The sequence below is a fragment of the Aliiroseovarius sediminis genome (assembly GCF_022678485.1).
In the GTDB taxonomy this organism is placed as follows: domain Bacteria; phylum Pseudomonadota; class Alphaproteobacteria; order Rhodobacterales; family Rhodobacteraceae; genus Aliiroseovarius; species Aliiroseovarius sediminis.
Genome location: NZ_JALBYP010000028.1, coordinates 36,597 through 58,679, shown reverse-complemented (window position 1 = coordinate 58,679; position 22,083 = coordinate 36,597). Strand labels below are relative to the sequence as shown.

At 59.4% G+C, this 22,083-nt stretch carries 22 protein-coding genes; 10 read left to right on the top strand and 12 right to left on the bottom strand.

What is annotated here, in order from left to right:
• Nucleotides 1–2 precede the first annotated feature (2 nt).
• The 4 genes from MN186_RS08565 to MN186_RS08550 all read left to right on the top strand — a co-directional run bounded on the left by MN186_RS08565 (nt 3) and on the right by MN186_RS08550 (nt 4,762).
• Nucleotides 3–467 (top strand): DUF1178 family protein, encoded by a 465-nt coding sequence (locus MN186_RS08565; RefSeq protein ID WP_242113963.1) that lies wholly within the window; start codon nt 3–5, stop codon nt 465–467.
• Between the two features lie 101 nt (nt 468–568).
• A complete protein-coding gene (locus MN186_RS08560) occupies nt 569–1,804 on the top strand; it encodes an aspartate kinase (protein ID WP_242113962.1) in 1,236 nt (411 codons plus the stop codon).
• Nucleotides 1,805–2,101: 297 nt separating this feature from the next.
• Nucleotides 2,102–4,351 carry a phosphoenolpyruvate--protein phosphotransferase gene (gene ptsP / locus MN186_RS08555; protein ID WP_242113961.1) on the top strand — a complete coding sequence of 750 codons (2,250 nt, stop codon included), beginning with the start codon at nt 2,102–2,104 and terminating at the stop codon, nt 4,349–4,351.
• Nucleotides 4,352–4,456: 105 nt separating this feature from the next.
• A complete protein-coding gene (locus MN186_RS08550; protein WP_242113960.1) occupies nt 4,457–4,762 on the top strand; it encodes a hypothetical protein in 306 nt (101 codons plus the stop codon).
• Here MN186_RS08550 and MN186_RS08545 read toward each other — a convergent pair.
• Nucleotides 4,725–5,252 (bottom strand): GNAT family N-acetyltransferase, encoded by a 528-nt coding sequence (locus tag MN186_RS08545; RefSeq protein WP_242113959.1) that lies wholly within the window; start codon nt 5,250–5,252, stop codon nt 4,725–4,727. The two genes, MN186_RS08550 and MN186_RS08545, sit on opposite strands and share 38 nt — an antisense overlap.
• 71 nt (nt 5,253–5,323) lie before the next feature.
• Here MN186_RS08545 and MN186_RS08540 point away from each other — a divergent pair, with 71 nt between their 5' ends.
• Together MN186_RS08540 and MN186_RS08535 are read left to right on the top strand one after the other, a co-directional pair.
• Nucleotides 5,324–5,929 carry a flavin reductase family protein gene (locus MN186_RS08540; protein WP_242113958.1) on the top strand — a complete coding sequence of 202 codons (606 nt, stop codon included), beginning with the start codon at nt 5,324–5,326 and terminating at the stop codon, nt 5,927–5,929.
• A gap of 99 nt (nt 5,930–6,028) precedes the next feature.
• Nucleotides 6,029–6,685 carry a CatB-related O-acetyltransferase gene (locus MN186_RS08535; protein ID WP_242113957.1) on the top strand — a complete coding sequence of 219 codons (657 nt, stop codon included), beginning with the start codon at nt 6,029–6,031 and terminating at the stop codon, nt 6,683–6,685.
• On the opposite strand, the gene MN186_RS08530 is transcribed toward MN186_RS08535, so the two are convergent.
• Nucleotides 6,682–8,316 (bottom strand): SulP family inorganic anion transporter, encoded by a 1,635-nt coding sequence (locus MN186_RS08530; RefSeq protein ID WP_242113956.1) that lies wholly within the window; start codon nt 8,314–8,316, stop codon nt 6,682–6,684. The two genes, MN186_RS08535 and MN186_RS08530, sit on opposite strands and share 4 nt — an antisense overlap.
• 160 nt (nt 8,317–8,476) lie before the next feature.
• Here MN186_RS08530 and MN186_RS08525 point away from each other — a divergent pair, with 160 nt between their 5' ends.
• Both MN186_RS08525 and MN186_RS08520 read left to right on the top strand, forming a co-directional pair.
• Nucleotides 8,477–9,346 carry an S-methyl-5'-thioadenosine phosphorylase gene (locus tag MN186_RS08525; protein ID WP_242113955.1) on the top strand — a complete coding sequence of 290 codons (870 nt, stop codon included), beginning with the start codon at nt 8,477–8,479 and terminating at the stop codon, nt 9,344–9,346.
• A 70-nt stretch (nt 9,347–9,416) separates the two neighbouring features.
• Nucleotides 9,417–9,956: an adenine phosphoribosyltransferase gene (locus MN186_RS08520; RefSeq protein WP_242113954.1), complete on the top strand. Its 540-nt coding sequence runs from the start codon at nt 9,417–9,419 to the stop codon at nt 9,954–9,956.
• 137 nt (nt 9,957–10,093) lie between these two features.
• Here MN186_RS08520 and MN186_RS08515 read toward each other — a convergent pair whose 3' ends face one another.
• The 10 genes from MN186_RS08515 to coxB form a co-directional block, all read right to left on the bottom strand.
• A complete protein-coding gene (locus MN186_RS08515; RefSeq protein WP_242113953.1) occupies nt 10,094–11,515 on the bottom strand; it encodes an FAD-binding oxidoreductase in 1,422 nt (473 codons plus the stop codon).
• Between the two features lie 20 nt (nt 11,516–11,535).
• Nucleotides 11,536–12,123 carry a GNAT family N-acetyltransferase gene (locus MN186_RS08510; RefSeq protein WP_255743988.1) on the bottom strand — a complete coding sequence of 196 codons (588 nt, stop codon included), beginning with the start codon at nt 12,121–12,123 and terminating at the stop codon, nt 11,536–11,538.
• Complete coding sequence (locus tag MN186_RS08505; protein ID WP_242113952.1) at nt 12,120–13,382, bottom strand: M16 family metallopeptidase; 1,263 nt, start codon at nt 13,380–13,382, stop codon at nt 12,120–12,122. Before MN186_RS08505 ends, MN186_RS08510 begins: the two co-directional genes overlap by 4 nt.
• A 6-nt stretch (nt 13,383–13,388) precedes the next feature.
• Nucleotides 13,389–14,774 carry a threonine synthase gene (gene thrC / locus MN186_RS08500; protein ID WP_242113951.1) on the bottom strand — a complete coding sequence of 462 codons (1,386 nt, stop codon included), beginning with the start codon at nt 14,772–14,774 and terminating at the stop codon, nt 13,389–13,391.
• Between the two features lies 1 nt (nt 14,775).
• A complete protein-coding gene (locus tag MN186_RS08495) occupies nt 14,776–15,474 on the bottom strand; it encodes an SURF1 family protein (RefSeq protein ID WP_242113950.1) in 699 nt (232 codons plus the stop codon).
• A gap of 85 nt (nt 15,475–15,559) precedes the next feature.
• A complete protein-coding gene (locus MN186_RS08490; protein WP_242113949.1) occupies nt 15,560–16,360 on the bottom strand; it encodes a cytochrome c oxidase subunit 3 in 801 nt (266 codons plus the stop codon).
• Between the two features lie 31 nt (nt 16,361–16,391).
• Complete coding sequence (locus tag MN186_RS08485) at nt 16,392–16,967, bottom strand: cytochrome c oxidase assembly protein (RefSeq protein ID WP_242113948.1); 576 nt, start codon at nt 16,965–16,967, stop codon at nt 16,392–16,394.
• The gene (locus MN186_RS08480; RefSeq protein ID WP_242113947.1) at nt 16,964–17,128 is read right to left on the bottom strand and encodes a hypothetical protein; all 165 of its coding nucleotides are present in this window, start codon (nt 17,126–17,128) and stop codon (nt 16,964–16,966) included. The genes MN186_RS08485 and MN186_RS08480 overlap by 4 nt, the downstream gene beginning before the upstream one ends.
• The gene (gene cyoE, locus MN186_RS08475) at nt 17,128–18,069 is read right to left on the bottom strand and encodes a heme o synthase (RefSeq protein WP_242113946.1); all 942 of its coding nucleotides are present in this window, start codon (nt 18,067–18,069) and stop codon (nt 17,128–17,130) included. The genes MN186_RS08480 and cyoE overlap by 1 nt, the downstream gene beginning before the upstream one ends.
• A gap of 103 nt (nt 18,070–18,172) precedes the next feature.
• The gene (coxB, locus tag MN186_RS08470; protein ID WP_420838917.1) at nt 18,173–19,033 is read right to left on the bottom strand and encodes a cytochrome c oxidase subunit II; all 861 of its coding nucleotides are present in this window, start codon (nt 19,031–19,033) and stop codon (nt 18,173–18,175) included.
• Nucleotides 19,034–19,240: 207 nt separating this feature from the next.
• Between coxB and tldD the strand changes: the two genes are divergently transcribed.
• Both tldD and dprA read left to right on the top strand, forming a co-directional pair.
• Nucleotides 19,241–20,665, top strand: a complete 1,425-nt coding sequence (tldD, locus tag MN186_RS08465) for a metalloprotease TldD (protein ID WP_242113944.1) — start codon at nt 19,241–19,243, stop codon at nt 20,663–20,665.
• A 209-nt stretch (nt 20,666–20,874) separates the two neighbouring features.
• Nucleotides 20,875–22,047: a DNA-processing protein DprA gene (gene dprA, locus MN186_RS08460; RefSeq protein WP_242113943.1), complete on the top strand. Its 1,173-nt coding sequence runs from the start codon at nt 20,875–20,877 to the stop codon at nt 22,045–22,047.
• Nucleotides 22,048–22,083: the final 36 nt, after the last annotated feature.

Here is a 22,083-nt window from a genome sequence, read left to right as displayed (position 1 = left end):
ACATGATCCGATACGCCTTGAAATGCGACCAGAACCACACGTTTGAAAGCTGGTTCCAAAACGCGGCAGCCTATGATGGGTTGCGCGCGGCGCGGCATGTATCTTGCCCGGACTGTGGATCGACCGAGGTTGAAAAAAGCCTAATGGCCCCAAAAGTGCGCCCCGCACGCAAGGCCGCAGAGAAACCGGAGACCTCAGACCACCCCCCGTCACAGCCGGTCGCCACCCGGCTTGCCGCGCAAAATCCTGAACTTGAAGCAGAAATTTCCAGACTCCGCACCAAGATCGAAGCCGAGAGCGATTACGTCGGCGACAGTTTCGCGCGGGAAGCGCGTGCCATGCATCTTGGCGACGTTCCCCAACGATCCATCTATGGCGAAGCGAAACTGGCCGACGCGAAGGAATTGCTGGAAGACGGCGTACCGTTGATGCCCCTGCCCTTCACACCGACACGCAAGTCAAACTAAAGCCCCCGCCAATTTCCTTGTCCATCCACAGACTTGCGCTTTTGCCGCCCACGCCCTAAACACGCGCGAACACTGCTCAACAGACGAGATTTGGGGCCAAGATGCCAATTCTGGTGATGAAATTCGGCGGCACCTCGGTCGCCACACTGGACCGGATTCACCGGGCCTCGAAACGGGTCGCGCGCGAGGTGGCCAATGGCTATAATGTGATCGTGATCGTGTCGGCCATGTCAGGGCGCACGAATGAATTGGTCGGATGGGTTGAAGAAACCTCGCCAATGTTCGACGCCCGGGAATACGATGCGGTCGTCAGCTCGGGCGAGAACGTGACCGCCGGGCTGATGGCGCTGCGCCTGCAGGAAATGGACGTGCCGGCGCGCAGTTGGCAAGGCTGGCAGGTGCCGGTCAACACGACCAGCGCCCATTCCGCCGCGCGGATCGAGGATATTCAGACCGACAATATCAACGCCAAGTTTGGCGAAGGTATGAACGTGGCCGTCATTGCAGGCTTTCAGGGTCTCAGCCCGGAAGGCCGCATCACCACGCTGGGGCGCGGCGGGTCAGACACGACCGCTGTGGCGTTTGCCGCCGCGTTCGGCGCAGAGCGTTGCGACATCTACACGGATGTGGATGGGGTCTATACGACTGACCCGCGTATTTCGAACAAGGCGCGCAAGCTGGACAAGATCGCATTCGAAGAGATGTTGGAGCTTGCGTCCCTGGGCGCAAAAGTCTTGCAGACCCGATCGGTGGAACTGGCGATGCGCAACAAGGTAAAGCTGCGCGTTCTGTCAAGCTTCGAGGAATACGACCCAAACGCTGGCACACTGGTCTGCGACGAGGAGGATATCATGGAAAGTAAAGTGGTTGCAGGTGTCGCCTATCAACGCGACGAGGCCAAGATGACGTTGATTTCGGTGGCCGATCGCCCCGGCATTGCTTCGGCCATCTTTACGCCCTTGGCGGATGCGGGGGTGAATGTGGATATGATCGTCCAGAACATCTCGGAAGAGGGGCGCACGGACATGACTTTTTCCTGTCCCGTCGAACAGGTGGCGCGGGCCGAAAAGGCAATGGCAAGCGCAAAAGAAGCCGGGCACATCAATTTTCACGATATTGTCGCGGACAAGGATGTGGCCAAAATCTCAGTTGTTGGAATCGGGATGCGCAGCCATACCGGCATTGCCGCCAAGATGTTTCAGGTTTTGTCTGGCGAAGGCATCAACATCAAGGTCATCACCACATCCGAGATCAAGATTTCAGTGCTGATCGACCGCAAATACATGGAACTTGCTGTGCAAGCCCTGCACGACGCCTTCGAGCTGGAAAAAGCGTAAGCGACCCGGCCGCCCGGCACTAGGCTCTGGCGGCAACATAGCCCGCCCCAAATCAAATAGGTCCGTCCGCCGTATCCGTGGGCTGCTGTCTTTTTGACCCCGGTCACAACCACAGGCCACCGAACACAGGGATTTGCGCAGAATGCCGCCGGGCAACAATTTTTCGCCCGAGAAGTGGCAAGGAGTTTCTGGAAAATCCGAAACGCGCCCTTTACGGTGTATCTCGTCCAAGTGGTTCCACGGATTGCCCAATCGCGGGCATCCTGACAACGCCTACAGGAACAGGGAACGGTAAGAATGGCAGAAAGCCAACAAAGTGACAGTCGCAAACTGCTGGTCAAGTTGCGCGAAACGCTCGCCTCTGCTTCTCAGGGGCAGGAACGTCTGGACAGAATCACCACGTTGATTGCCGAAAGTCTTGGAGCTGAGGTCTGCTCGATCTATCTGTTTCGCGACGCCGAAACGCTGGAACTTTGCGCAACCGAAGGGCTGAATCCGGCCGCCGTTCACCAAACCCGCCTGCGCATAGGTCAAGGGCTGGTTGGGCGTGTTGCGCGCCGAGGCCGCCCGATCAATACCACAAACGCCCCGTTGGAACGCGGGTTCCGATACATGCCCGAAACGGGGGAAGAGATTTATTCCAGCTTCCTGGGGGTACCCATTCAACGGTTGGGCGAAAATCTGGGTGTTCTGGTCGTCCAATCCCGCGATGAACGTGTATATTCTGCCGACGAGCTTTACGGGCTTGAAGTTGTCGCCATGGTACTGGCCGAAATGACCGAGCTTGGCGCGTTTTTGGGTGAAAGCGAAGCGATGGGTGCTTTGCATCAGCGTCCCTTTACCTTCAATGGCGGCGTCGGGCAGGAAGGGGCAGCCGAGGGGCATGTCTGGCTGCACGACCCCCGCGTGATCGTGACCAACCCGGTCGCCGACGATCCCGAAGTTGAATTGCAACGCCTGCATGACGGCGTTGAAAAGTTGCGTGTCTCGGTGGATGAGCTTTTGGCCAACACTCTGCCCAAGGACAAGGACCAAATGCAGGTGCTTGAGGCCTATCGCATGTTTGCCAATTCCAAAGGTTGGATGCGCCGGATGGAGGGCAACATTCAGCGCGGTCTGTCCGCCGAAGCCGCCGTTGAAAAAGAACAATCCGCCGCCCGCGCGCGGTTAAGCCAAGTCCCCGATCCCTATCTGCGCGAACGGCTGCATGATTTGGACGATCTGTCCAATCGCCTTCTACGCATTCTGACTGGTCAGGGTCGCAAAAGTGATGGGGAAATGCCCGAAAACCCTATTCTTATCGCCACCAATATCGGCCCAGGCGAGCTTTTGGAATACGGGCGGGGCTTGCGCGGTATCGTGCTTGAGGAAGGCTCGATCGCCAGCCATGCCGCCATCGTCGCCCGCGCCCTTGCGATCCCGCTGATCGTGCAAGCTGGCAATATTTCGACCGAGGCTTTGAACGGCGACCATATCCTTGTGGACGGGGAACACGGCGTCATCCACCTGCGCCCCGAAGAACGTATCGTCAACGCATTTCGCGACAAAATGGCGATGGAAGCCGCCCAGCAGGAACGTTACCGCAGCCTGCGCGACAAGCCTGCTGAAGGGTTGTGCGGGACCGAGGTCAAGCTGCACATGAATGCGGGTCTGATGGCCGATCTGCCATCGCTTGAAAACTCAGGCGCGGCGGGCGTGGGGCTGTTTCGGACCGAGCTTCAGTTCCTGACCGCCGAACGCGTGCCACGACGGGGTGAACTGGCGGCCACTTATGCCCGTGTGCTGGATGCGGCCAAAGGCAAGCGTGTGGTGTTCCGCACACTTGATATCGGATCGGACAAGGTGCTGCCTTACATGAACCCGCTGGACGAACCAAACCCCGCCCTTGGCTGGCGGGCGATCCGGGTCGGGCTGGACAAACCCGGCATCATGCGCATGCAATTGCAAGCACTGATCCGCGCGGCCGCAGGTCGCAACCTGAGTGTGATGTTTCCCTTCATCGCGCAAACGGACGAGTTTCGCGACGCACGTGAAATGGTCTTGGCCGAGTTGAAACGCGAACGCGCGCTTGGCCACATTCTGCCAGAAAACATCGAGATTGGCGCGATGCTGGAAACCCCCTCGATGGTGTTCGCGCCACAGCAGTTCTTCGAAATGGCAGACTTTATCTCGATCGGTGGCAACGATCTGAAGCAGTTTTTCTATGCAGCTGATCGTGAAAATGAACGTGTACGGCGGCGGTATGACACGCTTAACGTATCATATCTGAACCTGATCGAGGAAATTGTGACCCGTTGCAACGCCGCTCGCACGCCACTGAGTTTTTGTGGGGAAGACGCAGGCCGCCCCATCGAGGCGGTGTGTTTTGCCGCGCTGGGAATGCGCCATCTGTCGATGCGACCTGCCTCAATTGGCCCCGTCAAACACCTGATAAGGCGAACAAACATCATGGAACTGAGCGACGTGATAGGCGAAGCGCGCTTGTCGGGTGCGCAATCCGTACGTCCTGCTGTGCTGGAATATCTGACCCGCAAGAAGGCTTCCTGACCCGGCGATACCCCCTGTTCTGGTACAAATTCAAAAGAATTTTAAGTGATTATCACTTTTTTCATGAATTTGGAACAAAGATAGAACGAAATAAGGAGGTCACTTATGCCGATCAGTATCATCATCACTGGGATTTTCACCGGAACCCTTGCCGCGGCCTTTGCCATCAGTCTGGACAGCGGGGTGTTTTGGGCGATGCTTTCATACGCCTCTGCCGGCGCGCTGGCTTTGTTAGGTGCGGGTCTTGTCACAGCGGTCCGTCGCAATGTCTGGTGCCAGCTTGGCGGTTGGGGTTCGTCACGGCGCTCAAACTGGGACACACGTCTGGACCGGATGGCGCATCAGCCCCGGCGCACCGCGACCGTCGGCGTGTTCACGGCGTACAAGCGCGGGTCTGGCACGACGTTGTAACGGGTGTAACCCGGCCCTGAACCCCGCTCCAGGCACCGTCTTGCAGCCGATACGCCAGCACGCGGTCAGGATTTGTCGGCGGTGGCATTTCGACGCTATCCAGCCGGGAAAAGCCGAAGCGCGCGTAGTAGGGAGCATCACCCACTAACATCACCCGCGCCACGCCCCCCTCACGGGCCACCGACAGGCTTTCGCGGATCAAGAAACCGCCTAACCCCTCGCCTTGACGGGTGGGATGAACCGCAACCGGACCAAGCAAGAGCGCATCGTAGCGTGCGTCATCGTCGACAACCATCACCGGCCAATAACGGATAGCGCCCGACAGAATGCCCCCGTCGTCACGTGCAACCAAGGACATATGGGGAACCGGGGGGATACCATCGCGCAGGCGGTAAGATGACAGCGCCTCGCGCCCTGGTGTAAAACACAGGTCGTACAAAGCCTCGACCTCCCACCAGTCGTCTTTGGTTTCTTCGGTCAGGTGATACACTTGCGACCCCTCGCCTTTTGCAGTCGTTTGCTGCTATCACGGCGAAGCGCGGAAAAGGAAGGGAGAAGCGGGTGTTCTACGAACCGAAATCGGGGCATGGGCTACCTCATAACCCCTTTGCAGCACTGATTGTGCCCCGCCCCATTGCATGGATCGCCAGTCGCGACACCGATGGCACCGACAATCTGGCACCCTATTCCTTTTTCAATGCGGTCGCTTACGACCCACCCCAAGTCATGTTTGCATCGACCTCGGCCAAGGGCGACCGCGATCTGGGTAAGGACACGATGGCCAATATTGATGCCACAGGTGTGTTCTGCATTCATATGGTCGGGGCGGAACTGACGGATGCGATGAATACAAGTTCGGCCAGTTTCCCGCGCGAAATCGACGAAATCGACAAGGCCGGGCTTGAGCGGGTCGAATGCACAACGATTGCCGCCGCGCGCCTGCCCGCTGCCCCTGCCGCGCTAGAATGCCAACTGACCCAGATCACCCGTCTGCCGGGGGACGAGAACCTGGTCTGCTTTGGCGAAGTAACGGGCATCCACATGCGCGACGATTGTCTTGTTGATGGTGCTTTCGACATCACCCGGGCGCGTCCGCTGGCGCGACTTGGATATCGTGACTACACCGTGGTTCGGGACAAGTTCAGCTTGAACCGACCCAGCGATTAGACCCAAACGCCAGGATCTAGTATAGTCATGACCAGACTTCGGAGGGTGACATGAACAAAACGGTTTGATTTCCACGTTTTTCTTCAAACCGGAGGTATCATGCCGTTCTTCCTGCCCGACACAACCCGCATCCATCCCGTGACCTTGCCCGACGGCACCACCCATGAAGGTACGGTTTTTCTGTCCAATGTAATCGACCAGCCCAATATCGAGGTGGGCGATTTCACCTATGCCTCGGATTTCGACCCGCCGCAGCTTGACGGCTGGGCCGCGCGGCTGGCACCCTATCACTTCCCGATGTCCGAAGGGCGGCTGACCATAGGCAAATTTTGCCAGATCGCCCACGGGGTGCGGTTCATAACCGCGGCTGCCAATCATGCCTATGCCGGTTTGACCAGCTTTCCTTTCGGCATTTTTACTCTGGATCATGAAGTTATCAGCCAGCCTGACAGCCGCGACACAAAAATCGGCCATCATGTTTGGTTGGGGTATGGCGCGGTGATCTGTCCTGCCGTCACCATCGGTAATGGTGTCATTGTCGGCGCAGGGGCCGTGGTGCGCGACGACGTGCCGGATTATGCCATTGTCGCGGGCAACCCGGCGCAAGTCATAAGGATGCGCTTGCCGCCCCTAGATATCGCCCGGATAAACGATCTGGCGTGGTGGGATTGGCCGATTGATCAGATCGCCCGCACGCGCGACGCGCTGGAGGCGGGCGATCTTGATGCGCTAGAGGCGCTGGCCCCTAGCCCTTAATGGCTGCCCAAAATGCCCGTGCGCACGGAATAGTCTGCCGCGACCTCGTAGTCGGGGTCATCATCGCTGTCGACCATCAGGTGGCCGGCTTTGGTCAGCAAGCGGTGGCAATCGCGGCTCAGGTGGCGCAGTTGGACCTTCTTGCCAACGGCCTCATATTTGGCGGCGACTGCCTCGATCGCTTGCAGCGCGGATTGATCGACAACACGCGAGCGAGTGAACTCGATCACCACCAAGTCGGGGTCGTTTTCCACGTCGAACAGTTCGACAAAACCATCTGTCGAACCAAAGAACAGGGGCCCTTCGACGTCATAAAACTTGGTCCCATCTTCTTCACGCGTCGCGGCCTGGATACGCGCCGCCGCGTTCCAAGCATAAGCCAGCGCCGAGACGATCACACCCACGACCACTGCCACGGCAAGGTCTTCATAGACCGTCACCGCAGTCACCAGCAGGATGACGAATGCATCGGTCTTTGGCACGCGGCGCAGGATGGTCAGCGAGTTCCACGCAAATGTGCCAATCACCACCATGAACATCACGCCGACAAGGGCCGCGAGCGGAATCATCTCGATCCACGAGGATGCGACCACGATGAACAAAAGCAAAAACAGCGCAGCCGCGATCCCCGCAACCCGCGTGCGCCCACCGGATTTAACGTTGATCATCGACTGACCGATCATCGCGCAGCCCCCCATGCCGCCGAAAAAGCCGGTGACGACATTTGCGGTGCCCTGCGCAATACACTCTTGCGAGGCCCCGCTGCGATGGCCTGTCATCTCGCCCACGAGGTTCAAGGTCAGAAGGCTTTCAATCAGGCCGATCGCCGCCAGAATGATCGCATAAGGCAGGATGATCCAAAGGGTCTCAAGATTGAACGGGGCCAACATGGCCGGGGGGTAAATTCCTTCGCCCTGACCGAATGGATTATGAAAGCTGGGCAGGCCGCCTTTGATCGACGCCAGATCGCCCACCGTCGGCACATTGATCCCGAACGCAATGACGATCCCGGCAACAACCCCGATGCCCGCGAGGGGGGCCGGGATCGCTCGGGTCAGCTTTGGAAGTCCCCAAATGATAAGCATGGTCAAGCCAACCAGACCCAACATGCTGAACAGCGGCAAACCGGTCAGCCATTCCTGAGTATTGTCGGGGTTCTTGAACTGCGTCAGTTGCGCCAGAAAAATCACGATCGCCAACCCGTTCACAAAGCCCAGCATCACTGGGTGTGGTACCAGCCGAATAAATTTCCCCCAGTGCATGACACCGGCAAACACCTGTAACAGCCCCATCAGAATGACAGTTGCAAACAGGTATTCGACTCCGTGTTGAGCGACCAGCGCCACCATGACCACAGCCAACGCGCCTGTTGCGCCCGAAATCATACCCGGACGCCCCCCGATCAACGCAGTAATCAGCCCAACAATGAAGGCGGCATAAAGGCCTACCAGCGGGTGAACGCCAGCCACGAACGCAAACGCGACGGCTTCGGGCACCAGCGCAAGAGCAACGGTCAGACCGGACAACAGCTCGATCTTGATGCGGTTGGGGGTCAGTGCCTCAGCTTGCGACAGGCGCAGATCGGGGCGTTCAATACGTTTGGCAAAACTTGCCAGTAGGGCTCGGGCCAAAGGGTTACCTCTTGTGGGGTTTTCTGTTCGCAAGGGCGCGTCTTACATGGTTTTGATCGGTTTGCCCAATGATTCTAGCGGGCAATCGCTTTGCGTGTTGCACATGGCGCACAATTAAAACGCAACGTAAGATGCGCATAAACAACTAACGGAGGCGTCCATGGACACGGTCATCGGAATCATTGGTGGATCAGGCATTTACGACATCGACGGGCTAAGCGATGCAACCTGGGTCGACGTGGAAAGCCCTTGGGGGGCACCTTCGGATCATGTGCTGATCGGCAAGGTAAGCGGCGTGAAAATGGCGTTTCTGCCTCGCCATGGGCGCGGGCATGTGCATGCCCCCAGCGATATACCGTATCGCGCCAATATCGACGTGCTGAAACGGCTGGGTGTCACGGATGTGATCAGCGTGTCGGCCTGCGGGTCGTTCCAGGAAAAGATGGCGCCGGGCGATTTTGTCATTGTGGATCAATTCATTGACCGTACGGTTGCCAGACCGAAAAGCTTCTTTGGGTCGGGCTGTGTGGCGCATGTGGGCTTTGCCCATCCGACCTGCCCGCGCCTGTCAGAAGCCTGCGCAAAATCGGCGCGTGCGGCGGGTGTTACCGTGCATGATGGCGGCACCTACCTGGCAATGGAAGGCCCGCAGTTTTCGACCCTTGCCGAAAGCCGGATGTATCGTGATCAATGGGGCGCGCATGTGATCGGCATGACGAATATGCCTGAAGCCAAGCTCGCCCGCGAAGCGGAACTTTGCTATGCCTCGGTCGCGATGGTCACGGATTACGATTGCTGGCACCCCGACCATAACGAGGTGGACGTGGCGCAGGTCATCGCAACCCTCACCGGCAACGGTGACAAGGCCAAACGAATGGTGGCGGGTCTGCCGGGGCTTCTGGGCCGCACGCGCGCCCCCTGTCCCCACGGCTGCGATCGGGCGCTGGACATGGCGATCATGACCGCGCCCGACCAGCGCGACCCGGCGCTTCTGACCAAGCTGGACGTCATTGCTGCGCGCGTTCTGTGACCATGCGCCGCTTGCACAAGGGATCGGTTTGCGCCAAACCAAAGCCGAGTATTTCTGCGAAAGGTGTTCCATGAACAAGCGCAAGACTGTCAAGGATTACATCCGCACCATCGTTGACTTCCCGCACGAAGGCATACTGTTTCGTGATGTCACCACGATCTTCGCCGACCCGCGCGGGTTTCGCATGGCGGTCGATCAGATGCTGCACCCCTATGCCGGGATGCAGATCGACAAGGTCGTCGGATTGGAGGCAAGGGGCTTCATTCTGGGCGGTGCGATTGCGCACCAACTGACCCTTGGCTTCGTGCCGATCCGCAAAAAGGGAAAATTGCCCGGTGCGACCCTATCGCAAGCCTATACGCTGGAATATGGAGAGGCGGTCGTGGAAATCCACGACGACGCGATCCATCCCGGCGAGAAAATTCTTTTGGTCGATGACCTGCTGGCCACCGGCGGCACCGCCGAGGCAGGTATAAAGCTGATCGAGCGTTTGGGCGGCGAAATCGTTGGCTGCGCCTTCATCGTCGACCTGCCTGAACTGGGCGGCCGCAAACTGCTTGAAGACATGGGAATGGATGTTCACGTCCTTTGCGAATTCGAAGGGTTGTGAACCTATCGAAACCGCCGCGCGCTAAACCTGTTCTTACCTGACACGATCAGACGCTTATTGCTGGAATGACTTTTTCGGACAGCGCCCCGCCCCATTATGGCGAAGAGTTTTCTTTTCCGAAGCTCGCTTGTTCCTAATCACTTTTTGGTCGAAAAAATCACACCGGGGTTCATGATCCCAACCGGGTCCAGCGCATCCTTGATCCTGCGCATCGCCACCAGCCGCGCGGGATCGCCATAGCGTTGCAGCTCGTGCGGTTTCAGCCGGCCAATGCCATGCTCGGCACTAAACGATCCTTCGAACTGCTGCACCAAACCATAGACAACATCGCGGACCCGCTGCCGCATGTCGGCAAAATCGGATGCCACCTGACCTTCGGGCGGAAACACGTTGTAATGCAGATTGCCGTCGCCCAGATGCCCGAAAGCGTTGACCCGAAAGGGACCAAGGCGCGCAAGAGCAGAATCAGCCTCTCGCAAAAAGTCGGAAATGGCAGACAGGGGCAGCGAGATATCATGCGAGCTGATCGCGCCGATGGCGCGGTTTGCCAGCGGTATTTCCTCGCGCAGTTTCCACAGGGCAGCGCGTTGGACTCCGCTTTGTGCAATCACACCATCGTCACTCAGCCCAGCCCGCTCGGCCTCGGCAAACAAAAGGGCCAGTTCTTCCTCGGGGTCTTGGGTCGGGCCAAGGCCAAGGCCGATCAGAACCGACCAGTCAGGGTGCGACGCGAACGGTTGCGGCCCGCCCAGTTCTGCTGTCGCCAGAAAGTCGAAGCCTGTGCCCTTTATCAGTTCGAACGCACTGATCCCCTGCCCAAGCCGCGATTGAGCCATCGCCAGAAGGTCCAGAGCCGCCGATGGATCGCGCACGGTCAAAAGCGCGGTGCCGTGTTGGGCTGGTTTAGGGAAAAGCCGCAGGCTCGCGGCGGTGATGACGCCCAGCGTCCCCTCGGCCCCGCACAGAAGCCCGCGCAGGTCGAAACCCGTGTTGTCCTTGCGCAGCCGTTTCAACCCGTGATGGATGGACCCATCGGGTAACACGGCCTCAATCCCAAGGCAAAGGTCACGCGCGACCCCATATCGCAGCACATTGACCCCACCCGCGTTGGCAGACAGGCACCCGCCGATCCGGCACGAGCCTTCAGAAGCAAGCGACAGAGGGAACAGCCGGTCCGCTCCGTCCGCCGCGGCCTGAATATCGGCCAGCACCGCGCCGGCCTCAGCCACCAGAACATTCTCGGAGGGATGGATGGCGCGAATTTGGGTCATCCGCTCAAGGCTCAGGATAACGGGGGCCGCGCCGGGCATGACCTGCCCACCCACCAACCCGGTGCCGCCACCATAGGGCACCACCGGCACGCGGGAAGTTGCACATTCTTGAATGATTTTCGACACTTGATCGGTCGTGGACGGCGCAAGAACCAGCCCTCCCACCCCATAAAACAACCCGCGCGGTTCTTCCTGATAGGCTGGGGTCAGAGGGCGAAATACCTGATCCGGCAACGCGGTGCGCAGCCTTTTCTCAAACCCGTCATCCACTGATTTCAGATCGCCCATCGCCGCCTCGCTTGCGAACCTTATCCGGCTTGCGTGCGCCCGCGCCGGTCCGATCGAAGGTTGGCATATAGCACATGATTGCGCCAGCGCCCGTTGATCTGCAGATAGCTTTGCGCAACGCCCTCATACTTATAACCGACCTTTTCCAACACCCCGCGCGAGGCGACGTTTTCGGGCAAACATCCAGCTTCCAGCCGCGACAGATCCAGTTCGTTGAAGGCATAATGCACCATCGCCTCGAGCCCTTCGCGCATGTAGCCTTGACGCGCGAAGCATTCCCCGACCCAATACCCTGTGGTGCCCGCTTGCGCAGGGCCACGGCGGATGTGATCCAACGTCACCGCCCCGATCAACACGTTGTCACCGCGTCGAAACATGAACAGGGGCAGCGCTGTGCCCCCCTGAATCGACCGGTTGGCCCAATAGACGCGGTTGGTGAAGCTTTTGCGGCTTAGGTGGTCTTCGGCCCAAGTGGGTTCCCATGGCGTCAGAAACTCCCGCCCGGCGATGCGCAACGCGGTCCAGGCGCGATAGTCGCTATGGACGGGCGGACGCAGGGTCAGCCGCTCTGTCTCGATCCTGACTTTCTTGGACCGGCCTATTATCATGCAGCCCGCCTGTCGTTCAACGCCTCAAGGCTCAGCGCTTTCTCCGCCGGGCCATAGACCGCCATTGCAATATCCCCGGCAATCAGCCCGGTGCCAAAATCACGCAATTCGTCCAGCGTCACGGCGTCGATCTTTTCGACGGTCTCAGAGACGGGCGGCACGCGATTCCAGATCGCAACCAGTCGGGCCATGCGTTCGGCCCGCGACGATGGGCTTTCCAGCCCCATCAGAAGACCCGCCTTCATTTGAACGCGTGCCCGTTCCAATTCACGATCTGACATGTCGCTGGCAGCGCGCTTCATCTCATCGATGCATAGCGTAGATAGGTCAGCTATATCCTCGCCCGAGGTGCCCGCATAGATCGTCATCATCCCCGTGTCGTCATAGGCGCCAAGCTGCGAGAAGATCGAATAGCACAGCCCGCGCTTTTCGCGCACTTCCTGAAATAGGCGCGACGACATACCCCCACCCAAAGCCGAGCTGTAAAGCTGGGCCGCATAGAACGCATCGTCGCGATAGCTGGGGGCGGGAAGGCCAAGGGTGAAATGCACCTGTTCAAGCCCGGGACGCTGTTCGATCCGCGCGCCACTGGCCCAGCGTGCGCCGTCGATCACGCGCGGTTTAGCAGGGGTCAGATGCCCAAACGCAGCCTCGGCCAGACGCAGGATTTGGTCGTGATCCACCGCCCCTGCGGCAGATAGAATCAACTGGTCGGGGCCGTAATGCTGATCGACGAAAGATGACAGGTCGGCGCGGCCAAAAGACTGCACCCGTTCAGCCGGGCCAAGAATGGTGCGCCCCATGGGTTGATCGGGGAAGGCAACTTCTTGCAGCCAGTCAAACACCACGTCGTCGGGCGTATCCAGTGCCTGCCCTATTTCCTGAAGGATCACGCCGCGCTCAACCTCGATCTCGTTCTCGTCAAAGACCGGGTTCAACACAATGTCCGAGATGACATCAAGCGCCAGCGCCACATCGTCCTTCAGAACGCGCACGTAATAAGCTGTCACCTCGCGCGAGGTATAGGCGTTGATATAGCCGCCCACATCCTCGATGGCTTCGGCAATCTCAAGCGCGGAGCGTTTCTTGGTACCTTTGAACGCCATATGCTCAAGAAAATGTGCGATACCGTTCTGGGCGGGGGTTTCGTGCCGCCCACCCGCCGTGACCCACACCCCGATCGAGGCGCTTTCCAACCCCGGCATCGCTTCGGTCACCACGCGCACGCCATTTGGCAGTCTGTCCAGTTTCACGTTCATATAGTCTTACCGTCCTGTCCGTTCGCGGATCAACGCTTCCAGCGCGCCCAGATCATTGGCCACCCGCGTCATGCGCTCGTCGCGGTCAAACAGCCCAGACATATGCGCAGGCAAAGGGGCGTCCTGCCCGCAGGCATCTTTCACCGCTGCGGGGAATTTCGCGGGGTGGGCCGTGGCCAGCGTGATCATCGGACTGTCGCCCAGATGCTCATTCGCGACCTTCACGCCGACTGCGGAATGGGGGCACAGCACTTCGCCGGTACGGGCGAACGAGGATTTGATCTGCGCCATGGTGTCATTCTCGGACGCACGGCCGCTTTGGAAGGTTTCGCGCAGGAACTCCATCGCGCCTTGGCTGATCTTGAACCCACCGTTTGAAAGGTCGGCCATCTGATCCGCGACCACCTTGCCGTCGCGCCCATAGGCGTCAAACAGCACACGCTCGAAATTCGACGAGACCTGAATGTCCATCGACGGGCTGATCGAGGGCGTGACCCCAGCCTTGGTGTAGGCACCCGTTTCCATCGTGCGATGCAAAATGTCGTTTTGGTTCGTCGCGATCACCAGTTGGTCAATCGGCAGCCCCATCTTCTTGGCGATGTAGCCCGCGAATATGTCACCGAAATTGCCGGTGGGCACGGTGAAGCTGACCTTGCGGTGCGGCGCGCCCAGGGCAACCGCCGACGTGAAATAATACACGACCTGCGCCAGCACCCGCGCCCAGTTGATTGAGTTCACGCCTGCCAGTTTAACCGCGTCGCGAAATTCGAAATCGTTGAACATGTCTTTCAGGCGAGCTTGGCAATCGTCGAAATCTCCGTCCATCGCCAGCGCGTGCACATTTGCCTCGGTCGGCGTGGTCATCTGGCGGCGCTGCACATCGGACACCCGGCCATGTGGGAACAGGATGAACACATCGACCGCATCCAGCCCTTTGAACGCTTCAATGGCCGCCGACCCGGTATCGCCCGAGGTCGCGCCCACGATTGTCACTTTCTCGCCCCGACGACTCAGTGCCACTTGGAAAAGCTGACCGATCAGCTGCATCGCGAAGTCTTTGAACGCCAGCGTGGGGCCGTGGAACAGTTCCAGCAGAAAGTGGTTCGGCCCCAGTTGCACCAGTGGAGCGCGCGCGTCGTGATTGAACCCCGCATAGGCCTTGGCAATGATCTCGGCGAATTCCTCGTCCGTAAACGTGTCGCCCACGAAGGGGCGCATCACGCGGAAGGCGACTTCCTCATAGGGCAGCGCGGCCAGGGCCGCGATGTCGCCAGCGCTCATGGTTGGCACGGTTTCCGGCACGTAAAGGCCGCCGTCGCGGGCCAGCCCCGTCAGCATAGCATCTTCAAAGCTCAGCACCGGGGCGTCACCACGGGTAGAGATATAGCGCATTTCAGTCGTTCCTTGGGGTGCGAGTGTCACGTGTTCGCCGCTTCATACGCCAAAGCGCAAAGACTGTCATCACCACCCATGTGGCGGCCAGCAAAAACCACGTCATCGCGTATTCAAGATGGTCATTGGGGATGCCAGCGCTGGTCACCGGCATAGGGGTGATCGTGGGGTCAGACGGCGTGATCTGGCGGGCAGTGATCAGAACAGGGCGCGTCCCCAATGCATCTGCCATCTGATCGATGTCGCGGGCAAACCACATATTATCTGCCGGTTGATTGTCCGGGGTCGCGCTGTTGCGATCATCAGGCCAGTGCAGGTTGCCCAACACCGTCACATCGACCGGCGGCGCAGCGGGCAGCGGGGCAGCGACCGGGATGAAACCGCGATCAACAAGCACCGCGCCGTCCACCATCACAAGGGGCGAGATCAGGCGATATCCCGCGCCCGCGTCCCGGCTGCTGACCAGGACCCTGAGCTTCTCTGCCCCTATCCTGCCCGCGAGCTTGACGGGCAGGTATTGATCGCGCTGCGGGTCAGGCTGGTCGGGCAATACAACGGGCGGGGCGGCGATACGGCGGTCAATCTTGGCCAGCACGTCCTGTTTCCACTGCAAGCGGTCCAGTTGCCATACACCCAGACCGATGAACACCGCAAGAACGGCAACGCTGAAGGTGGCAGTCAGGATCAAGCGAAGGGGCATGCTGGTGTTCCGGCGGGGCGATAGACAAGAAAGGGACGCAAAGGTTTCCCCCGCGCCCCTGATTAGAACCATTTTCCGGTCAGGTTCAACTGCCCCAAACGTAGATCGCAGCGAACAAGAACAGCCACACAACATCAACGAAGTGCCAATACCAAGCCGCTGCCTCGAACCCGACATGGCTTTCGGGGGTAAAGTGGCCCTGCATTGCGCGTATCAGGCAGACGAACAGGAATATGGTCCCGACGATCACGTGAAAGCCGTGAAACCCTGTCGCCATGAAGAAGTTCACGCCATAAATATTGCCTGCGAAATCGAACGAGGCGTGGCTATATTCATAGGCTTGAAACACCGTGAAAATCGCACCTAGCAGCACAGCCAGCGCCAGCCCGGTGACCAAATCCTTACGATTGTTTTCGTGCGCGATCGCGTGGTGAGCCCACGTGACAGCCGCACCCGACAAAAGCAGGATCAACGTATTGATGAGGGGCAGATGCCACGGGTCAAAAGTTTCGATCCCCGCGGGTGGCCAGACGCCGTCGATGGCGGGCGACCCTTCCGTCATGGGATAAAGCGCGTGTTTGAAGAAGCTCCAGAACCAAGCGACGAAGAACATCACCTCGGACATAATGAACAAGATGATGCCATAACGCAGGCCGATTTTCACGACTGAGGTGTGATCGCCAGTTTCGCCTTCATGGACCACATCGGACCACCACGCATACATCACGTAGAAAACACCTGCGACACCCAGGAAAAAGATCCAGGGCAGACCGTTGGCCATCCACTGAACTGCCCCAAACAACATGATAAAGCCTGCCACAGCCCCAAGAAGCGGATTAATCGAGGGGGGCAGAATATGATAGTCGTGGTTCTTTGCTTGTGCCATTTGCGTATCGTCCCTGTTCTTCTTCTGACCGTCAGTTTTTCACCGCAGCCGGGGTTGGCGCGATCTGCGTAACCTCGTCCGGCAGGTCTGTTTCGTGGAATGTGTAAGACAGCGTGATGGCCTTGAGGTATTTCGCCTCGCGGTCATCAAGGATTTCCGGATCAACATAGAAAGTGACAGGCATGGACACGCGCTCACCCGGTTGAAGCACCTGCTGTTCAAAGCAAAAGCAGTCGATCTTCGTGAAATACCCACCGGCCGAAAACGGCGCGACATTATAGCTGGCCGTGCCTGCAATGACGCGGTCAGTGGGGTTATAGGCTTCATAAAAAGCCAGACCTGTTTCACCCAACTTCACTTCCATTTCGTGCTGCGCGGGTTTGAATTCCCACTCCATTCCGCGTTCTTTCGACGCGTCGAAGCGCACGAAAACGGTCTGGTCCAGCACCGTGTCCGATCCGCGCGCCGCGACCGAGGTTTCGCCACCAAACCCCGTGACCCGGCAGAACCAGTCATAAAACGGCACCGCCGCCCACGACAGTGATCCCATCAGGACCACTACGCCGACCATCTGGGCGGCTGTTTTCTGTGGACGCGTCAGATTCATTGGTTCGCCTCCGATGCTGCTGGTTCGGGCGTATAGATATCACTGACCTTGGCCACCGTCAGCCCATAGACGAGTCCGACAAAGCAGATCAGCGCGATGCCGACGCCGACATTCCGGCTGAGCCGACGTTTATGCAATTCATGATCGACCTTGATCGCCATCAGCCCCAACCCCCCAGACCAAACGGTTTCAGCGATGCTTCGACCAAAAGCGCGCCGTAATGAAGGAAAAGATAGATCAGCGATAGTTTGAACAACCCACGCTCGGCTTTGTGCTTGTCGGCGTCCGAAGCGGCATCATCGCGGCGGAACACATCCCATGCGCCCTTGATGAACATCCCGTTCAGCACGACCGCAACCGCCATATAAACCGGCCCGCCGATCGAAGTGACGCCAAGCGCAATCGCCACAACTGCCAACACCAAGGAATAGCCCAATATGTGTGCGCGCGTCGTCTTGCGCCCATGGGTCACGGTCAGCATTGGCACGCCAGCATTAGCGTAATCGCCCTTGGTAAACAGTGCCAATGCCCAAAAATGCGGCGGGGTCCAGGCAAACGTTAGCGCGAACATCAAAATACTTTCGATCGAAACGCCGCCAGTTGCCACGGCCCACCCGATCATGGGCGGAAACGCCCCGGCCGCGCCGCCGATAACAATATTGTGCGGGGTCCAGCGCTTCAGCCAGATCGTATAGACCACCGCGTAAAAGAAGATTGTGAAGGCCAACAGCGCCGCCGCAACTATATTCGCCGCAAGGCCCAGCATCACGACCGCCATGACCGACAGGGTCATACCAAGGGCAAAGGCGTCGCCTTCGGTCACTTTGCCGGCGGGAATAGGGCGCGACTGCGTGCGGCGCATCTTGCGATCGATGTCGGCGTCCCACCACATATTCAGCGCCCCTGACGCTCCTCCGCCCACGGCAATGAACAGGATCGCGGCCAGTCCGACCACGGGGTTCACACCTACAGGCGCAACCAGCAACCCGACCAAGGCCGTGAACACAACCAACGACATCACACGCGGTTTGAGCAGCGCAAAATAGTCGCCAAATCCGGCGTCGCGGGTGTCGGTGGTGGTTTGGATACTGGCGTCGCTCATGTTTTTCTACGTGTCTGGCTAGGATTTCTGGCTTGCAAAAACGGCCCTAAGGGGCGGTGGGCGGATCGGGGGCGCGGGCAATCCACCCAGCCGCCCGGTCTGTTCACTCGGCGTTGGCGACCTGCACGGTCGGCAGCGATTGCGGGTTGCCCGCGTATTCCTCGACCGCGCCCTTCAACCATGCGTCGTATTCGGCTTGAGTGACGGCTTTGACTGTGATCGGCATGTACGCGTGATCCTTGCCGCAAAGCTCGGAGCACTGGCCGAAATAGACACCTTCCATGCCTTCATCGACTTCAAACCAAAGCTCGGCCAGACGACCTGGCACGGCGTCCTGCTTCACACCGAAGGCGGGCACAGTCCACGAGTGGATCACATCCGACCCCGTCACCTGAACCACGACTTTCTTGCCGGTGGGCACCACCATCGCCGTGTCGGTCGCCAACAGGTATTCGCTTTGGCTATACCCGGCTTCCTCCAGCTCATCCTTGGCCAGCAGGAAACTGTCGAAACCAAATTCATGCTCAGGATATTGATAGCCCCAATACCACTGATATCCGGTCGCTTTGATCACAACGTCCCCTTTGGGGATGACCTGTTGCTGAAACAAAACCGGCAGCGAGAACGCGCCGATAAAGACCAGAATGACGACGGGAACCAACGTCCAGATGATCTCGATCGTGGAGTTGTGGGTGAAGGTCGCAGGCTCGGGGTTCGAGCGACGATTGAAACGCACGATCACGATGATCAACAGCAAGGTCACAAAAATCGTGATCCCGAAGATGATGACGTTGATCATGCCATCCAGCCAATGCGTCGATTGCGCGACACTGGTCGCCGAGGGTTGGAACCCCATCGAGCCATCGACCGGCGCGCCAATAATTTTCAGTTTGTCCTGCGCCATTGCCTGACCTGCGGTCAGAATGGCGGTTGCAGTGGCAAAAAGGCTGCTGACACGCATCATATTCGTCTTTCTCTTCCCTGTGCGACGCGACGCGCGGGCAGACCCGTGGTCCGTCGCCGCGATCGCTTGCTCATCCCTGTCCCGTGCTTTGGCGCGGGAATCCTTGTTTCTCTTTGATGAGAAACCATATTACAAAGCTGGGAACAAGGCAAAACCTTCTCAGGTTAAGCAACAAAACCCGCACTAAACGCAAAATTCGAGGCTCCAATGACCGACACCGCACCGTTTCGCCCGTTTGAAACCCATCTGGATGCCGACCGCGCCCGCAAGGTTCTGGCCCGCGTCATCGACGGTGCCGATGACGGGGAACTATTTCTGGAGCGCATGCGGTCCGAGGCGCTGGTGTTTGATGATGGAAGACTCAGAACCGCCAGCTATGATGCGTCCGAAGGCTTCGGGCTGCGCGCCATAAAAGGCGAGACCGCAGGTTATGCCCATTCCTCGGAAATCAGCGAGGCTGCGTTGCAGCGCGCTGCTGCCACGGCCCGGCTGGCCGTGGGGGATGGGGGCGGCACATGGGCCGACGCGCCCGCCCGCACCAACCAACGGCTGTATACCGACGCAGACCCGATGGCAGACGCCGGTTTTGGCCTGAAGGTCGAAGTTCTGCGCGACATCGACGCCTTCACCCGCGACCTTGATCCGCGCGTGGTGCAGGTGTCCGCCACCATCGCCGCCAGTTTGCAAGAGGTCCACATCCTGCGCCCGGATGGAGCATTGGTGTCCGACACCCGCCCGATGGCACGGCTGAACGTCTCGGTCATCGTGGAACAGGATGGGCGGCGCGAAAGCGGCTCGTCCGGCGGTGGCGGGCGCGTGGGGCTGACCGGATTGATGGCCCCCGAGACATGGCAGGCCTCAGCCAGCGAAGCGTTGCGCATCGCTCTGGTCAATCTTGAGGCGGTCCCGGCACCTGCAGGCATGATGGATGTGGTGCTTGGCAATGGCTGGCCCGGCATCTTGCTGCACGAGGCCGTGGGCCACGGGCTTGAAGGCGATTTCAACCGCAAGGGCACGTCTGCTTTCTCGGGTCTTGTTGGCACGCAAGTTGCCGCGAAGGGTGTCACGGTTGTCGATGACGGCACAATCCCCGACCGGCGCGGGTCGCTGACCGTCGATGACGAAGGCACCCCCACGGGACGCGCGGTGTTGATCGAGGATGGTGTGCTGGTCGGCTATATGCAGGACCGTCAGAATGCCCGCCTGATGGGTGTCGCACCGACCGGCAATGGTCGGCGGCAAAGCTATGCCCATGCGCCGATGCCGCGTATGACCAACACGATCATGGAAAGCGGCACAGCCACACCGGAAGAAGTGCTGGGAGAGCTGAAAGACGGTATCTACGCGGTTGGTTTCGGCGGCGGGCAAGTCGACATCACCAACGGCAAGTTCGTGTTCAGCTGCACCGAGGCTTACCGCGTTGAGGACGGCAAGGTGGGCGCGCCGGTCAAGGGCGCGACCCTGATCGGTGACGGCCCCGCCGCGATGAAGCAGATCCGCGCCATCGGCAACGACATGGCGATGGACCCCGGCATTGGCACCTGCGGCAAGGCGGGGCAATCGGTGCCTGTGGGCGTGGGCCAGCCGTCGCTGTTGATCGGCGGGCTTACGGTCGGGGGATCGGCCGCTTGATCTTTGCAGCAGCGCACGCGCCCTGTCACGCCCCACCTGACCGCGCGCATCGCGGTAGGAGCGTAAGTTATTGATTTATTTTCCACAAGTTCGACTCATTTGGCGGTGACTGGAGCGGGTTTTGATTTTTTCGTGGACTGGTTGACGCGTGTTCACCACCCGTTAACCATTTGCATCACATGTTTGACCTGCAAGAGACGGAATCAATCATGCCCCTGGAAATGTCACCTTCCCTGATACACCCCACCCCCTCCCCTCAGTCTGAGGAAGATGAACTGGCGTGGATCCGTCTCTTGCGTTCGCGCCGGGTGGGCGTTGCGACGTTCTTTCGTTTGCTGGCCGAGCACGGATCGGCGCAAGAAGCCCTTCGCGCGCTACCGGATGTGGCCGCCGCGGCTGGCGTCAAGGATTACACCACCTGCGCCGAAGACGTGGCCCGCGACGAACAACGCCGCGCGCGTTTCGCCGGGGCCAAGATGGTGGCGTGGGGGACCCCCGACTATCCTGAACTTCTTTCCGAAATCCCCGACCCGCCGCCGTTTTTCTGGGCAATGGGCGATGTCTCGTTGTTGCACCGCCCGATGGTGGCGCTGATTGGGGCACGGAATGCATCTTCGATCGGGTTGCGGATGGCGCGCAAGCTGTCTCGCGAGTTGGGCGAGGCTGGGTTCACCATCGTCTCCGGCTTGGCGCGGGGTGTGGACACGGTTGCCCATGAGGTTGCACTTGAAGCCGGAAAGACCGTTGCCGTCATGGCTGGCGGCGTCGATGTGATTTATCCCAAGGACAACACCGTTCTGGGGGAACAGATCGCGCGGCAAGGTCTGCGGCTGTCCGAACAGCCCCCCGGACTGACCCCGCAAGCTCGCCACTTTCCACGCCGCAACCGTTTGATCTCGGGTCTGGCGCGCGCTGTCGTCGTGGTCGAAGCTGCCGCCAAGTCAGGGTCGCTGATCACCGCACGCAACGCACTGGATCAAGGTCGCGATGTGCTAGCAGTACCCGGCCACCCCTTTGACGCGCGCGCATCGGGCTGCAATTTCCTGATCCGCGATGGCGCTGCCTTGGTCCGCGGGGCACAAGATGTCATCGAAGCAATCGGCCCAGCAGTCAGCGCGCCGCAGAAAACTGTCCCCGCCCCCGCTCCCGATGCAAAGGTATCCAACCCTCGCGACACCCGAACTCTGACCGAGACATCGAAACTGCACAGTCAGATCCTTGCCCGATTGGGTCCAAGCCCCCTGGCCGAGGATCAATTGATCCGCGATTTGGGTGATCTGACCGGCGCAGGCTCGGGCGACATCCTGCCCGAACTGGTCAATTTGGAACTTGAGGGGCGAATCATGCGCCAACCCGGTGGTCTGTTGTCCAAAGCTCGGTGAGCCATAGGTGAACCATAATGACGTTCACATGCGGGA

What these genes read in the sequence shown, in the direction of transcription:
- MN186_RS08565 (WP_242113963.1), top strand. Translation starts at nt 3, where the DNA reads ATGATCCGATACGCCTTGAAATGCGACCAGAACCACACGTTTGAAAGC.
- MN186_RS08480 (WP_242113947.1), bottom strand. Translation starts at nt 17,128, where the DNA reads ATGGCGATCAAGGTCGATCATGAATTGCATAAACGTCGGCTCAGCCGG.
- MN186_RS08515 (WP_242113953.1), bottom strand. Translation starts at nt 11,515, where the DNA reads ATGGGCGATCTGAAATCAGTGGATGACGGGTTTGAGAAAAGGCTGCGC.
- MN186_RS08535 (WP_242113957.1), top strand. Translation starts at nt 6,029, where the DNA reads ATGCCGTTCTTCCTGCCCGACACAACCCGCATCCATCCCGTGACCTTG.
- thrC (WP_242113951.1), bottom strand. Translation starts at nt 14,774, where the DNA reads ATGCGCTATATCTCTACCCGTGGTGACGCCCCGGTGCTGAGCTTTGAA.
- dprA (WP_242113943.1), top strand. Translation starts at nt 20,875, where the DNA reads ATGCCCCTGGAAATGTCACCTTCCCTGATACACCCCACCCCCTCCCCT.
- MN186_RS08495 (WP_242113950.1), bottom strand. Translation starts at nt 15,474, where the DNA reads ATGCCCCTTCGCTTGATCCTGACTGCCACCTTCAGCGTTGCCGTTCTT.
- MN186_RS08485 (WP_242113948.1), bottom strand. Translation starts at nt 16,967, where the DNA reads ATGAATCTGACGCGTCCACAGAAAACAGCCGCCCAGATGGTCGGCGTA.
- MN186_RS08510 (WP_255743988.1), bottom strand. Translation starts at nt 12,123, where the DNA reads ATGATAATAGGCCGGTCCAAGAAAGTCAGGATCGAGACAGAGCGGCTG.
- cyoE (WP_242113946.1), bottom strand. Translation starts at nt 18,069, where the DNA reads ATGAGCGACGCCAGTATCCAAACCACCACCGACACCCGCGACGCCGGA.
- ptsP (WP_242113961.1), top strand. Translation starts at nt 2,102, where the DNA reads ATGGCAGAAAGCCAACAAAGTGACAGTCGCAAACTGCTGGTCAAGTTG.
- MN186_RS08505 (WP_242113952.1), bottom strand. Translation starts at nt 13,382, where the DNA reads ATGAACGTGAAACTGGACAGACTGCCAAATGGCGTGCGCGTGGTGACC.
- MN186_RS08525 (WP_242113955.1), top strand. Translation starts at nt 8,477, where the DNA reads ATGGACACGGTCATCGGAATCATTGGTGGATCAGGCATTTACGACATC.
- MN186_RS08560 (WP_242113962.1), top strand. Translation starts at nt 569, where the DNA reads ATGCCAATTCTGGTGATGAAATTCGGCGGCACCTCGGTCGCCACACTG.
- coxB (WP_420838917.1), bottom strand. Translation starts at nt 19,033, where the DNA reads ATGATGCGTGTCAGCAGCCTTTTTGCCACTGCAACCGCCATTCTGACC.
- MN186_RS08550 (WP_242113960.1), top strand. Translation starts at nt 4,457, where the DNA reads ATGCCGATCAGTATCATCATCACTGGGATTTTCACCGGAACCCTTGCC.
- MN186_RS08520 (WP_242113954.1), top strand. Translation starts at nt 9,417, where the DNA reads ATGAACAAGCGCAAGACTGTCAAGGATTACATCCGCACCATCGTTGAC.
- tldD (WP_242113944.1), top strand. Translation starts at nt 19,241, where the DNA reads ATGACCGACACCGCACCGTTTCGCCCGTTTGAAACCCATCTGGATGCC.
- MN186_RS08490 (WP_242113949.1), bottom strand. Translation starts at nt 16,360, where the DNA reads ATGGCACAAGCAAAGAACCACGACTATCATATTCTGCCCCCCTCGATT.